Annotated in this window: 9 protein-coding genes and 1 pseudogene; 8 read left to right on the forward strand and 2 right to left on the reverse strand. The window is 67.7% G+C overall.

Going from position 1 to position 13,129, the window contains the following annotated elements; all coding sequences use genetic code 11:
* Positions 1–281: 281 nt before the first annotated feature.
* Entirely contained in the window at positions 282–1,898 is a 1,617-nt protein-coding gene (locus tag FHS48_RS00640) for a GGDEF domain-containing protein (protein WP_184260043.1), read from the reverse strand.
* Positions 1,899–2,263: 365 nt separating this feature from the next.
* Here FHS48_RS00640 and FHS48_RS00645 point away from each other — a divergent pair, with 365 nt between their 5' ends.
* Positions 2,264–3,805, forward strand: a complete 1,542-nt coding sequence (locus FHS48_RS00645) for a protein adenylyltransferase SelO (RefSeq protein WP_184260046.1) — start codon at positions 2,264–2,266, stop codon at positions 3,803–3,805.
* Between the two features lie 241 nt (positions 3,806–4,046).
* Here the strand turns inward: FHS48_RS00645 and FHS48_RS00650 are convergent, their stop codons facing one another.
* A complete protein-coding gene (locus tag FHS48_RS00650) occupies positions 4,047–4,247 on the reverse strand; it encodes a hypothetical protein (protein WP_184261409.1) in 201 nt (66 codons plus the stop codon).
* Here FHS48_RS00650 and FHS48_RS20575 point away from each other — a divergent pair.
* The 7 genes and pseudogenes from FHS48_RS20575 to FHS48_RS00680 form a co-directional block, all read left to right on the forward strand.
* A pseudogene (locus FHS48_RS20575) lies at positions 4,239–4,439 on the forward strand (globin family protein); the annotation flags it as partial. The gene FHS48_RS00650 and the pseudogene FHS48_RS20575 overlap by 9 nt on opposite strands.
* 154 nt (positions 4,440–4,593) lie before the next feature.
* Positions 4,594–5,718 carry a methyl-accepting chemotaxis protein gene (locus tag FHS48_RS00655; protein ID WP_184260049.1) on the forward strand — a complete coding sequence of 375 codons (1,125 nt, stop codon included), beginning with the start codon at positions 4,594–4,596 and terminating at the stop codon, positions 5,716–5,718.
* A 211-nt stretch (positions 5,719–5,929) separates the two neighbouring features.
* A complete protein-coding gene (locus tag FHS48_RS00660) occupies positions 5,930–6,934 on the forward strand; it encodes an ABC transporter substrate-binding protein (protein WP_184260052.1) in 1,005 nt (334 codons plus the stop codon).
* The gene (locus FHS48_RS00665) at positions 6,931–9,033 is read left to right on the forward strand and encodes an HD-GYP domain-containing protein (protein WP_184260055.1); all 2,103 of its coding nucleotides are present in this window, start codon (positions 6,931–6,933) and stop codon (positions 9,031–9,033) included. The genes FHS48_RS00660 and FHS48_RS00665 overlap by 4 nt, the downstream gene beginning before the upstream one ends.
* Before the next feature lie 253 nt (positions 9,034–9,286).
* Positions 9,287–9,766, forward strand: a complete 480-nt coding sequence (locus tag FHS48_RS00670; protein WP_184260058.1) for a (2Fe-2S)-binding protein — start codon at positions 9,287–9,289, stop codon at positions 9,764–9,766.
* A 4-nt stretch (positions 9,767–9,770) separates the two neighbouring features.
* The gene (locus FHS48_RS00675; RefSeq protein ID WP_184260061.1) at positions 9,771–12,032 is read left to right on the forward strand and encodes a xanthine dehydrogenase family protein molybdopterin-binding subunit; all 2,262 of its coding nucleotides are present in this window, start codon (positions 9,771–9,773) and stop codon (positions 12,030–12,032) included.
* A 22-nt stretch (positions 12,033–12,054) separates the two neighbouring features.
* Positions 12,055–12,987: a helix-turn-helix domain-containing protein gene (locus tag FHS48_RS00680; protein WP_184260064.1), complete on the forward strand. Its 933-nt coding sequence runs from the start codon at positions 12,055–12,057 to the stop codon at positions 12,985–12,987.
* Positions 12,988–13,129 lie beyond the last annotated feature (142 nt).

Below are 13,129 nucleotides of genomic sequence, written 5' to 3' on the forward strand. Positions count from 1 at the left end.
TGGGCCCGTAAGCCAAGCGGGCGGACGCCCGCGCCCGGCGATTGAGGGACCAAAAAACAAAGCGGAGCGCAGCGACTGGCCCATTGAGGGCCCGTGCCCGCGTGGGCACGTAAGCCAAGCGGGCGGACGCCCGCGCCCGGCGTCTGAGGGGCCAATAAACAAAGCGGAGCGCAGCGACTGGCCCATTGAGGGTCCGTGCCCGCGTGGGCACGTAAGCCAAGCGGGCGGACGCCCGCGCCCGGCGTCTGAGGGGCTAAACAGACAAGGGGCTCCCCCCCCTCTTAACCGGTCCGGATCCGACCGACGCCTTCGGACCGCGCCTCCTGAAGCGCCTCATCCGCCCGGCGCTGCCAGTGCTCCCAGTCCTCGCCGGAGCGCAGGGCAGCAATCCCGAAGCAGGCACTCAGGCGGATCCGCTCCCCCTGCGGAACCGTCAGGTCGGTGGCCCCGGTCAGCCCGGCCAGAAACGCCGGAAGATCACTCTCGGCCCGGGGTTCCTGCACCGGCAGGGACAACGCCGACACCGCCGCCGCCAGCTTGCGCGCCAGCACCGCCGCCCCGTCTTCCGGCGTCGAGCGGCAGACCAGCGTGAATTCCCCGGCACTGCTGCGGAACAGGGTATCAGTGCCCCGGCACAGGTGCGACAGGGCCTCGGCCGCCGCCACCAGAACCCGGTCGCCCAGCGCCGCCCCGTACTGCTCATTCAGGCGGCGGAAGCCATCCAGATTGACCACCACCAACGACAGATCCGGATCCTCGCCGCCGGGGCGGCGGGACGCCACCGCCGCCTCGTGCATCAGGCAGTCCTGTAGGGCCCGGCGGTTGCCCAGACCGGTCAGCAGATCGGTCTGCCCCATCCGTTCGGCCATGGCCAGCGCCTCGGACAGTTCATGGGTCCGCAGGGCCACCCGGTCAGCCAGAAGCTGGCGTTCCTGATGCATCTGCTCGCACGCCACCCCCAGCAGCAACAGAGTCAGGGTCAGACAGAGAATAATCAGGTTCAGCCGGTCAAGGGAGACATCGGCATCGCCATCGCCGGGAAACACCCCATGCACCGCCAGCACCATCACCGACAGGGCCGCGAAAAGACTGGCCAGCGCCACCCCCAGCAGACGGTGCCGCAGCAGCGCCAGCGCCACCATCGGTGCCAGCAGGGCCAGTGCCTCCGGCACTTCCAGCGCCAGCCCGACCGGCACCAGCGCCAGCAGCCCATAGCCCAGCGCCGAACCGACATCCTCCCCCAGCGCCCAATGCCCACGGGCCGATGCCAGTCCACGCAGCAGCCCGGCCAGGGCCGGAACCACCAGCACAATCCCCAGCGCATCAGCCACCGTGAGCATCACGGTTTCCGACAGCAGCCCCGCCGTATCCGCCGCCGGGGCATAGCCGCTGGCGTGGGCCAGCAGAACCAGCGCCCAGCAGGTCAGGGCCGGACCGGCAAGGGCCGCCAGCGCAAACCGCCCGTAAATCGGCAGGGACCATGTCAGGCAGGATCCTGAGGACGGCAGCGGAGCCGTCTGCCGGGGGTCCCCCCGCAGGCCGGATGGCCCGCACAGCCCCCACAGCCGGGCGGCCACCGCCGTCTGCACCGTATCCAACGCCGCCACCGCCACCAGCAGCAGCAGGGCTTCCGGCACGCTGACCGCAGGCGGACGGGCGGCAAAGATGCCGCTGGCATTGATCAGCAGCGAGCCCAGCGCCACCAGCGGCAGGCCAATGCGGGCACCCAGTGCCCAGACCGCCGCCAGCCCGATGCCGGACGGCAGCCACACCAGCGTCAGCCATGTGCCCGGCAGTGTGGTCAGGGCAAGCCCGGCGTATCCGGCAGCGGTATAACCCGCCAGCCAGAGAACGGCTGAAAGAAGGGATGCCCCAGAAAACACAACCGGTGCGGCCATCATGGTTCCTCTGCCGCCCGGCTCCGTCCGGCAGATCGCCAGCCGCAGCCAGAACGTCGCGGCTGCCCAGACGGATTCCTCCTGCCTGTCAGCCTCCTGTGGCCCCCGCCCGGGTGTTATGAACCGACAGAGACAACCGCGCATAGGCCCATTGTCGGTATTGGCGGCAGTCTACCACCTAAGTCCGATAGGAAAAAGCAAATCCGATCAGAGCTTTTCATCAGAATTATTTCACATTGGCTGCCCTGCCTCCTCCCCCCTGCCCTGTCCAGATGGCCGCAGACGGACAGCAGCCCGGGAGTGGACATTCCCCGGAATCATTCCAATATACAGCCTTTCCCCCGCCGCTGCCGGATTGCCGCCGAATGCCTGCCTCCCCACCTCTCCCGTCTTCCGGTCTCCCGGTTCCCGGCCCGCTGCCCTCTCCCGGCGGCTGGCGGTTTGACACCACCTATCTGTCCCTGCCGGAACGGCTGTATGTGCGGCAGGCACCGCTGCCGGTGCGTGATCCGCACATGGCCCTGTTCAATCAGCCGCTGGCCGAGGCACTGGGGCTGGACCTGTCCGCCCTGCCGGAGCCGGATCTGGCGCGGCTGCTGTCGGGTACCAGCCTGCCACCGGGGGCAACCCCGCTGGCACAGGCCTACGCCGGGCATCAGTTCGGCCACTTCACCCTGCTGGGCGACGGACGGGCGATCCTGCTGGGGGAACACCTGACCCCGGACGGCCAGCGGGTGGATCTCCAGCTGAAGGGATCGGGCCGCACCCCGTTCTCCCGCCGGGGGGATGGCCGCGCCGCCCTTGGGCCGATGCTGCGGGAATTTATCCTTTCAGAAGCGATGCACGCCCTGCGCATCCCCACCACCCGCAGTCTGGCGGTGACCACCACCGGCGAGGCGGTGCTGCGCGACGATGTGCTGCCGGGGGCGGTGCTGGTCCGCACCGCCGCCAGCCACATCCGGGTCGGCACCTTCGAGTTTGCCGCCGCCCACACCGACCGCCACACGCTGGAGTCCCTGATCCGCTATACACTGGCCCGCCACTACCCCGGCACCGTTGCGGCGGACGCGCCGGTGGCAGAGGCCGCCCGCGCCCTGCTGGAGGCGGTGATTGACCGCCAGTGCAGCCTGATCACCCACTGGCTGCGGGTCGGCTTCATCCATGGGGTGATGAACACCGACAACATGACCCTGTCGGGAGAGACCATTGATTACGGCCCCTGTGCCTTTCTCGATGCTTACGACCCGGCGACGGTGTTCAGCTCCATCGACCGCGGTGGCCGCTACGCCTTCGGCAACCAACCGGCGATCGCCCGCTGGAATCTGGCGCGGCTGGCAGAAACCCTGCTGCCGGTACTGGCCCCGCCACACGCGGTTGCCGACGGAACCGGGCTGGAGTGGGTGCATGCGCTGTTCGACAGTCTGCCGGAGCGGTTTGACCGCCACTGGCAGGCCACACTGGCCGATAAGTTCGGCCTGCCCGCCGATGCCCCGCGTCGCCTGATCACCGCCGGGCTGGAGGCGATGCAGGCCGATGAGGCTGATTACACCAACACCTTCGCCGCGCTGACCGATGCCGCCCGGCAGCGGCGGCAGACCGGAGCCGCAACAGTCCCGGCCTGCCCGTTCCTCACCCCGGCCCTGACCCGCTGGTATGCGGACTGGGCCACTGCTCCGGCCGCCCCGGATCAGGCCGACCGCATGGCCGCCGCCAATCCCCGGCGGATCCCCCGCAACCATCAGGTGGAAGCCGCCCTGACCGCAGCAACCGACAGTGGGGACCTTCGCCCGTTACACCGTCTGCTGGCGGCACTGGCGACTCCGTATCAGGATGCGCCGGAGCATGTGGCCTATACCCTGCCGCCTCAGCCGCAGGAACGCGTTTACCAGACCTTCTGCGGAACCTAAACGGGAATAATTGCTTTCGCGAAACGCGGAAGGCGGTAGAATCCACGCATAAGGGCATAGTGCTTCCGGGGGATACCTTTTGTCGCCTCAGACACATTACAATGCCTTTATACCGTAACCGGGGGCGCAACCGCAGATAAGCGGAATCATCTCTGCCCGGACAAGGGGGCCCTGCTGGCACCGGGGCCGGGCCGGTATTGTAAATGAGGGGAAGGTCTTAAACGTGGATACATCGGTCTTTTCACCGTCGGCACAGCAGGCGGTGGCCGTTCTCATGAACGATATGGATCCGGCCGGCCGCGCCGATGCGCTGGCCCTGTGCCGCAGCGCGGGCAGCACGGTCATCACCGGGGTCCTTCAGTCTCTGGGAACCGTGGCGGAACTGCGCCCGATCCTTGCCGACCCGCGCCTGCGCGACCTGCTGACCGGCCGGGTGGAACACTGGGAAGCCCTGCTGTCCGGCACCGCCCCCGCCGCCTGCGCCGAAACCTCGGCCCGGCTGGGGGGCCTACAGGCGGAGATCGGGCTGGACGCCAGCTGGAACCAGATGATGCAGGGCCTGATTCTGGATGGCCTGACCGACCGGGCCACGGCCGGGGTGCATCTGCGCTCCGCCCGTCTGAGCCGCACCCTGTCCGCCCTGCACCGGGCAGCCACCGCCGACGTGATCTGTGCCCAGCAGGCCTACAGCAGCACCGTCAGCACCAGTCAGGAGGCCAAGGCCCGCCGGGAAAAGTCGATTCAGATGCTGCGGATGATGGCGCAGGTCACCGCGCAGGTGCACCGCCGTGCTGGCCGGACTGATCCGCAATTCCAGCATCACCCGCCACTCCGGGGAAACCATTGCCTCCGCCGCGCAGGAACTGGTCAGCAGCGCCGAGGAAATCGCCCGCAACAGCGATCAGGCCTCGCAGGAAGCGGCACAGGCCGACCAGACCGTGGCCGAAGCGGTGGTCAGCACCCAGAGTGCCCTGACCGCCATCGACGACATCTCCCGCGCCGTGGAGGTGACGGCGGAATCGGTGGCCGGTCTGGCCACCGCCGCCGAGCAGATCGGCCAGATCCTTGGCACCATCGAATCCATCGCCAGCAAGACCAACCTGCTGGCCCTGAACGCCACCATCGAGGCCGCCCGCGCCGGAGATGCCGGTAAAGGCTTCGCCGTGGTGGCCAATGAAGTGAAGACGCTGGCCAACCAGACCGCCCGCGCCACCGAGGACATCACCCAGAAGGTGCACGCCCTGCACGCCGGGATGAGTGACATCCGCGAGGCGATGGGCCGCTCCACCGGGGCGGTCGCCACCGGCCAGTCGGCGATCGACACCATCCGCGATACCATGACCGGCATTTCGCAGCAGGTGACAACGGTCAGCCAGAAGGTGGTGGATATCTCCACCATCCTCGGCCAGCAGCAGGCCGCCACCGGCGAGATTGCCGAAAACATCGCCGCCGTCGCCGATTACGCCCGCCGCAATGCCGAAATGGTCGGCCAGGTATCCAGCAGCATTCAGGCCAGCAACGATCTGGTCGCCGCCAATGCCAAGGACTGGTTCGTCGAGGGCTCCTCGCGCGGCCTGTGCGAAATCGCCAAGATTGACCACATCCTGTTCAAGAAGCGGGTGATCGACGTGCTGATGGGCCATGGTGACTGGCACAGCCATGCGGTGCCGGACCACCACCAGTGCCGTCTGGGCAAATGGTACGACACCGTGCAGGACAGCCGGATTGTCGGCACCCCGCTGTTCCGGGCCATCGAGGAACCGCATACCCGGGTCCATGCCGCCGCCAAGGCGGCGCTGGACGCGCACCACGCCGGAAACCCCGAACAGGCCCTTGAAGCGCTGGAAGCCATGAACGCCGCCAGCCACGACGTGCTGGATGGTCTGGACCGTCTGTCACGGTCGATGGACTGAGGTGAGGCTTTCCTGCCCCGGCCCCGCTGTCTGCCAGCGGGGCCGGGGACGGCAGCCCTGACCGCCGGGGTGGCCGAGCGCCGCCGTTGAGGAACCGCCGCCGTATTCCCCGGAAAAGTCTCTAGGCTAAAAATCAGAAATCTCTTATCAAGATTGAACGCAGGTCATGCGTTTATCGTTTTGTTTTCCCTTCTGACAGGACGCCGCGACCGTGTGCGACTTCTGCCGCCACCTCCGGGGCCTGGCCCTGTTGACACTGGCCGCTCTGGCCGGGGCGGGGCTGTATCTGCTGTCCAGCCACCTCCAGTCACCGGCCCCCCCGGTCAAGGTCGCCTGTAACCAATGGCTGGGCTATGAGCCGCTGCTGCTGGCCAATGACCACGGCACTCTGGACACCGGGTTGATCCGGCTGGCAACCCTGCCCTCCACCACGGAAGTGATCCGCGCCCTTCAGCATGGGGCCGCCGATGCCGCAACCCTGACCCTTGATGAAGCCCTGACCCTCGCCGCCTCGGGACTGCCGCTGACGGTGGTGGCGGTGGCCGATGTCTCCGCCGGGGCTGATGCTGTTCTGCTGCGGTCCGACCTGACAGATAACACCCCGCTCCGCGGTCTGCGTATCGGCTATGAAGGGACCGCCGTCGGGGCCTATGTCCTCAGCCGGTTTCTCAGCCACCACGCGCTGGAGCTGGCGGATGTCCACCTGACCGTTGCCCAGCCCGATGCCCATGCCGAAGCCCTTGAAACCCGGACCCTCGACGCCGTCGTCACCTACGAGCCGTTCATCAGCCGCATGAACGGGCTGGCCCGCCCGGTGTTCACCTCCGCCGCCCTGCCCGGCGAGATTGTCGATGTGCTTGTGGTCCGCACGGAACGGGCAACCCCGGAGATCACCGCCGCCCTGCGCCGGGCGTGGGTGAGCGGGGTCAGCCACCTCCAGTCCGGCGATGATGCGGCGCTGGCGGTCTCCGCCCGCCGTCAGGGCCTGTCGGTGCCGGACCTGCGGCAGGCCCTGACGGGTATCCGTTTTCCGCTGCCCGCCGATCAGGCCGCCTATCTGAACGGGGTGGTCCCGGCGCTGGGGCGGCAGGCGTCGGACCTGTGGGCGGTGATGACTCAGGCCCGCCTGACCGGGCACGGCACCCGCTTCCCCACTCTGGCGATCCTGCCATGGGCCCCCGCCGACGGCACGGTGGCCGGAGGATCCCCCCCATGACGCTGACCCTGTCGATCCGCGCCCGCATTGTCCTGATCCTGCTGTTGCTGGGTCTGGGCGGAGAACTGGTCAAGACCGGTCTGGATGGCCTGCGCATCGGCCCGCAGGTGGAACAGGAGGCCGACCGCGCCATCCGCATTGCCCTGTACCGGGTGGATGGCCTGCTGGAACGCTTCCTGTCCGAAGGGCGCAGCGATGACGCCCAGTGGATGCTGTCGATGCTGTCGGTCCGGGACGAAGACGTACAGGCCGCCATCATCGGCCCCGAGGGCCGGGTGATCGCCGCCAGCCGCCGCGAACAGATCGGGCTGGGCTGGGCCGATGTCCGCAACGGGTATGGTCTGTCAGGCTGGACCGCCGCCGGAAACATCCTGCAACCCCCGCCGGGACAGCCGCCGCAGTCCAACGCTGCGGGGGGCACCGTAGGGGGCACTGCGGGGAGCGTGGTGCAGATTATCACCGGAGCGGACACCATCACCGGCATCACCCCGGTGTGCATCCTGACCCCCGGCACCCTGCGGACCCCGTTGTGCTACACCTACGTGCAGCATGAAACCACCGACGGCCGCCATCATCTGCTGCTGAACGGACTGATCCGCGAGGCGGCGATCCGGATGGCGGCGGTGATCACGCTGGCGGTGCTGCTGTGGCTGACCCTCGGCACCTCGGTGGTGCGGCGGGCCGGGCTGATCGTCAACGCCGCCCGGGCCTTCGGGCAGGGCGACCTGCTGGCCCGCAGCAATGTGCGGGGCGAGGATGAGCCGGGCCGGATCGGCGAGGCGCTGGACGGGGCGCTGGAGCGGCTGGGGGCGATGATGCACCAGACCATCAACGCCTTCAGCACCAGCACCCAGCATACCGACCCCTATACCGCCGGGCATGAATCCCGGGTGGCCGACCTGTGCGTTGCCCTTGGCCGGACCATGGGGCTGTCGCGCCCGCAGCTGGAAGGGCTGGAGGTCGCCGCCCGCGCCCACGACATCGGGCAGGCGCGGATTCCGTCAGAAATCCTGCTCAGCCCGCGCAAACTGGGGCCACTGGAATTCGCCTTCATCCGCCAGCACCCCGAAGTCGGGGCGGAAATCCTCGGCGGCATTGATTTTCCGTGGCCGGTGGCCGACATCGTCCGCCAGCATCATGAAAACTTCGACGGAAGCGGCTATCCCCACGGGCTGCGCGGATCGGCGATCCTGCTGGAGGCCCGGATCCTGCGGGTCGCCGACATGCTGGAATCCTTAAGCTCCCACCGCCCGTTCCGCCCGGCGATGCCGTGGGTGGAGGCGCTGGAAATCATCCGCACGCAGGCCGGAAAGGTGCTGGACCCGGATGTGGTCACCGCCTGCCTGCGGCTGGTGACCGTCGAGGAATACCGCTTCCCCAGCCTGTCGGGTGCCCCGGAAAAAAACGACGTGCCGCAACCGGTGCCCCTGCCCGACCTGCTGCCGCAGACCATGGTACCCCCGCCGCCGCCGCACAGCGCCCCCCCGGGCACCCCGGCGGCCACCGGGCCGGAACCGGCGCTGCACCGGGCGATGCGCCAGACCATCGAGGCCCTGTCCGCCGCCCTGGAATCACGCGACCCTTATACCGCCGGGCATGAGCGGCAGGTGGCGGCGATTGCGGTTGCCATCGCCACCCGTCTCGGCCTTGACCCGTTCCGCATCGAAGGGCTGCGGCTGGCCGCCACCGTGCACGACATCGGCAAAATCCAGATTCCATTACGGATTCTGGCCAAACCGGGACGGCTGTCCGATATCGAATTCAACCTGATCAAGACCCATCCGACGGTCGGATACGACATCCTGCGCACCCTCGATCTGCCATGGCCGGTGGCGGAAATGGTCTACCAGCATCACGAATATCTCGACGGATCCGGCTATCCCTGCGGCCTGAGCGGGGACGAGATCATGCTGGAAGCCCGGATCATGACGGTCGCCGATATTGTTGAGTCCATGTCGTCTCCCCGGCCCTACCGCCCGTCGCTGGGCCTGCATGCCGCCCTTGCGGAAATCCGCCGGATGCGCGGGCAGAAGCTGGACCCCAGGGTGGTTGATGCCTGTCTGGCGATTTACGAGGATGCGGTGCCGCCACTGACCTGACCGGCCCTGCCACCATACCCCCCTGTATTTCAGGGGGTGGCGTTTTCGTTAACCACAACCCCTGAGTTTCAGGGGGTTGGCGTTTTCGTTAACCATACCCCCCTGTATTTCAGGGGGTTGGCGTTTTCGTTAAAACGTATCCAAACCGCGTTGATGCGTTTATTCCCCCGGCGGCGCTTCCGGCGCAGACTGTCCGTCATCTGTGGAAATCCCTGTGGCCCCCCGGGCCCCGAGGTGACGAGGCACGCCCCCCATGTCTAACATCACTCTGTCCGTCAACGGCAAACCCCAGACCGTTGATGTTGATCCCGATACTCCGCTGCTGTGGGTCCTGCGCGACACCCTGATGCTGACCGGCACCAAATTCGGCTGCGGTGTCGCCGCCTGCGGGGCCTGCACCGTGCATCTGGACGGTGTTCCCACCCGCGCCTGCCAGACCGCGGTGGGGGATGTCGGGGCCGCCCGCATCACCACCATCGAAGGGGCCGCCGCCAGCGTGAAGACCGATAAGGTCGCCGCCGCCGTGCAGTCGGCCTGGCAGGATGCCGATGTGGTGCAGTGCGGTTACTGTCAGTCCGGGCAGATCATGGCCGCCATCGGCCTGCTGCGCGAAACCCCGAAGCCGACCGATGCCGAGATTGACACCGCCCTGAACGGCAACCTCTGCCGCTGTGCCACCTATGTCCGCATCCGTGCCGCCGTGCACCTTGCCGCCACCCGGCTGGAGGCGTAACGCCATGACCCATCAGCGTAAAAAGATGCGGACCGAAACCGATACCCTGTCCGCCGCCGCCCTGTCGCGCCGGGGCTTCCTGAAAGGGGCCGCCACCGCCGGGGTCGCCGCCCTGACGCTGGGCGTCACCGCCCGGGGCGTTCTGGCCGCCGCCCCTGCCGGGGCGGACACCGTCTTCAACCCCTTCGTCAGCATCGGCCGGGACGGCACCGTCACCGTCATCGCCAAGCATTTCGAGATGGGTCAGGGCACCACCACCGGCCTGACCACGCTGGTGGCGGAAGAGCTGGATGCCGACTGGGCGCAGATGAAATCCGCCTTCGCCCCGGCCGACAACAGCCGCTATGCCAACACCTTCCTCGGGGCGCAGGGCACCGGCGGCTCGACCGCCATCGCCAATTCCTACCTGCAATACCGCAAGGCCGGGGCCGCCGCCCGCGACATGCTGGTGCGCGCCGCCGCCGCCCGCTGGAAGGTGACGCCGGACAGCATCACCCTCCGCGACGGCATCCTCACCTCCGGCAAGAAGCGCGGCACCTTCGCCGATTTCGTGCAGGCCGCCGCCGCCCTGACCCCGCCGCAGGACCCGGTGCTGAAGACCCCGGATCAGTTCCGGCTGATCGGCGTTGACCATGCCGCCGCCCGCAAGGGCCATACCGGACCGGGGCGCAAGGACAGCTCCGGCAAGACCGACGGCAGCGCCAGATTCGCCATGGATGTGCATCTGCCCGGCATGGTCTATGCCGTGCTGGTGCGGCCACCGCAGTTCGGTGCCACCGTGACCGGCTTTGACGACAGCGCCGCCCGCGCCCTGCCCGGCTTTGTCGCCGCCCATGCCCTGCCCAACAAGGCCGGGGTGGCGGTGTTTGCCCGCTCCACCTGGCAGGCCTTCAAGGCCCGCGAGGCCATCACCGCCCAGTGGGACCTCAGCAAGGCCGAAGGCCGCAGCAGCGCCGAAATCACCGAAGCCCTGCGGCAGGCCGCTGCCAAGGCCGAACTGCCGGTGCAGAACGGCCCGCGCCGCGCCGACATCACCGCCGCCGCCGCCGGGGCCGCCAGAACGATCGAGGCGGAGTTCTCCGTCCCCTTCCTCGCCCACGCCCCGATGGAACCGCTGAACTGCGTGATCGAGCCGACCGCCACCGGCGTCCGCCTGCACGACGGCTGCCAGTTCCCGGCGATCACCCAACCGACGGTGGCCGCCATCCTCGGCCTGAAGCCGGAACAGGTGGAGATCACCACCCTCTACGCCGGTGGGTCGTTCGGGCGGCGGGCCACCCCGACCTCCGATTACCACGCCGAGGCGGCGATGGCCTTTGCCCTGCTGGGCGGCAAAACCCCGGTGAAACTGGTGTGGAGCCGCGAGGATGACATCAAGGGCGGCTACTACCGCTCCGCCGCCCTGCACAGTGCCCGCATCGGCCTGACCGCTGACGGCGGCATTGCCGGATGGGATCACCGGATTGCCACCAAGTCGATCCTGAAGGGCAGCCCGTTTGAGGCGGTGATGGTCCATGACGGCATCGACGAAACCTCGGTGGAAGGGGTGAAGGGCAGCCTGTACACCCTGCCGGAGATGGCGATCAGCCTGACCGATTTTGTCACCCCGGTGCCGGTGCTGTGGTGGCGCTCGGTCGGGCATACCCACACCGGGTTCGTGATGGAAAGCCTGATCGACATGATCGCCGCCGAAACCGGGAAAGATCCGCTGGAAACCCGGCTGTCGCTGCTGAACCCGGCGGCCCCGACGCCGCAGCAGGCACGGATGGCCGGGGTGATCCGCACCGCCCGCACTCTGGCGGGCTGGGGGCAACCGGTGGTCCCCGGCAAGGCCCGGGGCTTTGCCAGCCACCTGTCGTTCAACACCTACGTGGCGATGGTGGTCGATATCAGCATCGACGGCACCACGGTGCATGTCGATCACGTCCACGCCGCCGTCGACTGTGGCGTCGCCGTCAACCCCGACGTGATCCGCGCCCAGATTGAAGGCGGGGTCGGCTTCGCCCTGTCCGCCGCCCTGCGCGGTGAAATCACGCTGGACAAGGGGCAGGTTGCGCAGTCCAATTTCCCGGATTACGAACCGCTGCGCCTGACGGAGATGCCGAAGGTGTCGGTCGAGATCGTGCGGTCGGCAGAAGCCCCGTCCGGTATCGGCGAACCCGGGGTGCCGCCGGTGGCCCCGGCGCTGGCCAACGCCCTGTTCGCCGCCACCGGGAAACGGGTGACGACGCTGCCGTTCAGCACCGCCGGATTCCGGTTTGTGTAATACCCGTTCAGGAGGACAGCCCATGGCCACCCGCAAAGTGCATTTCAGCTCGCTGGCCGAAATGGCGGAAACCATGGGCTTTCCGCCCCCGGAACACCCGATGGTGGCGGTGGTGCGGCTGGATGGCCCCACCACCGACAACCCCCGCTACCGCGCCTGCGCCGAGCAGGGGGTGACCTTTTCCAACGATTTCTATTCCATCGCCATCAAGCGGATCGTCTCCGGCGAGATGCACTATGGCCGCACCCGCTACGACTTCACCAACGGGTCGATGATGTTCACCGGCCCCCGGCAGGAAATCACCTGCACCGATGTGGTGATGTCCGCCGACGCCATCATGATCCACATCCACGAGGACTTTCTGCTGGGCAGCGACCTGCGCGACACCGTGCGCCGCTACGGTTTCTTCTCCTACGCCGTCAACGAGGCCCTGCACCTGTCGCCGAAGGAGGAGGAGACGGTGCGCGGCCTGATGGCCTCCATCCATGGCGAATACAGCACCAATCCCGATGAATTCACCCGTGACCTGCTGCTCAGCCAGATCAGCACCCTGCTGAAATATGCCGACCGCTTTTACAAACGGCAGTTCCTCAACCGCTCCATTGCGCCGGGCAGCCTGCTGACCCGCTTCACCACCGCCTTGCAGGAATATTTTGCCGCCGGTCGGCTGGAGTCGGACGGTGCCCCCCGGATCGACACGCTGGCGGCCACCCTTGGTGTCTCCGGCCGCTACCTCAGCGATGCCCTGCGGGCGGAAACCGGGCGCAGCGCCACCGACCATATCCACCAGTTCCTGCTGGAGGAGGCCCGCAACCTGCTGCTGCGCCCTGACCTGTCGGTGGCGGACGTGTCCTACCGACTCGGCTTTGATTATCCACAGTATTTTTCCCGGCTATTCCGCAAGAAAGTGGGAATGAGCCCCCGCGAATACCGCGACCGCACCCCGCGCCACTGACGATTTCCGCGAAGATGTGACCAGCCGGTCAGCTTTACGGGTAAAACCCACTCCCGCACTTGACCATTGTCTTAATCCGCGCTTCCCTTACAGGAAAGACAACGCATATGCGCAGCCCTGCGACCCCCGCAGGGACACCGGC

This window comes from Novispirillum itersonii (assembly GCF_014205675.1).
Taxonomy (GTDB): Bacteria; Pseudomonadota; Alphaproteobacteria; order Rhodospirillales; family Rhodospirillaceae; genus Novispirillum; species Novispirillum itersonii_A.

Coding starts and splice junctions, on each gene's coding strand:
- FHS48_RS00640 (WP_184260043.1), bottom strand. CDS start 1,898: ATGGCCGCACCGGTTGTGTTTTCTGGGGCATCCCTTCTTTCAGCCGTT.
- FHS48_RS00680 (WP_184260064.1), top strand. CDS start 12,055: ATGGCCACCCGCAAAGTGCATTTCAGCTCGCTGGCCGAAATGGCGGAA.
- FHS48_RS00645 (WP_184260046.1), top strand. CDS start 2,264: ATGCCTGCCTCCCCACCTCTCCCGTCTTCCGGTCTCCCGGTTCCCGGC.
- FHS48_RS00665 (WP_184260055.1), top strand. CDS start 6,931: ATGACGCTGACCCTGTCGATCCGCGCCCGCATTGTCCTGATCCTGCTG.
- FHS48_RS00675 (WP_184260061.1), top strand. CDS start 9,771: ATGACCCATCAGCGTAAAAAGATGCGGACCGAAACCGATACCCTGTCC.
- FHS48_RS00670 (WP_184260058.1), top strand. CDS start 9,287: ATGTCTAACATCACTCTGTCCGTCAACGGCAAACCCCAGACCGTTGAT.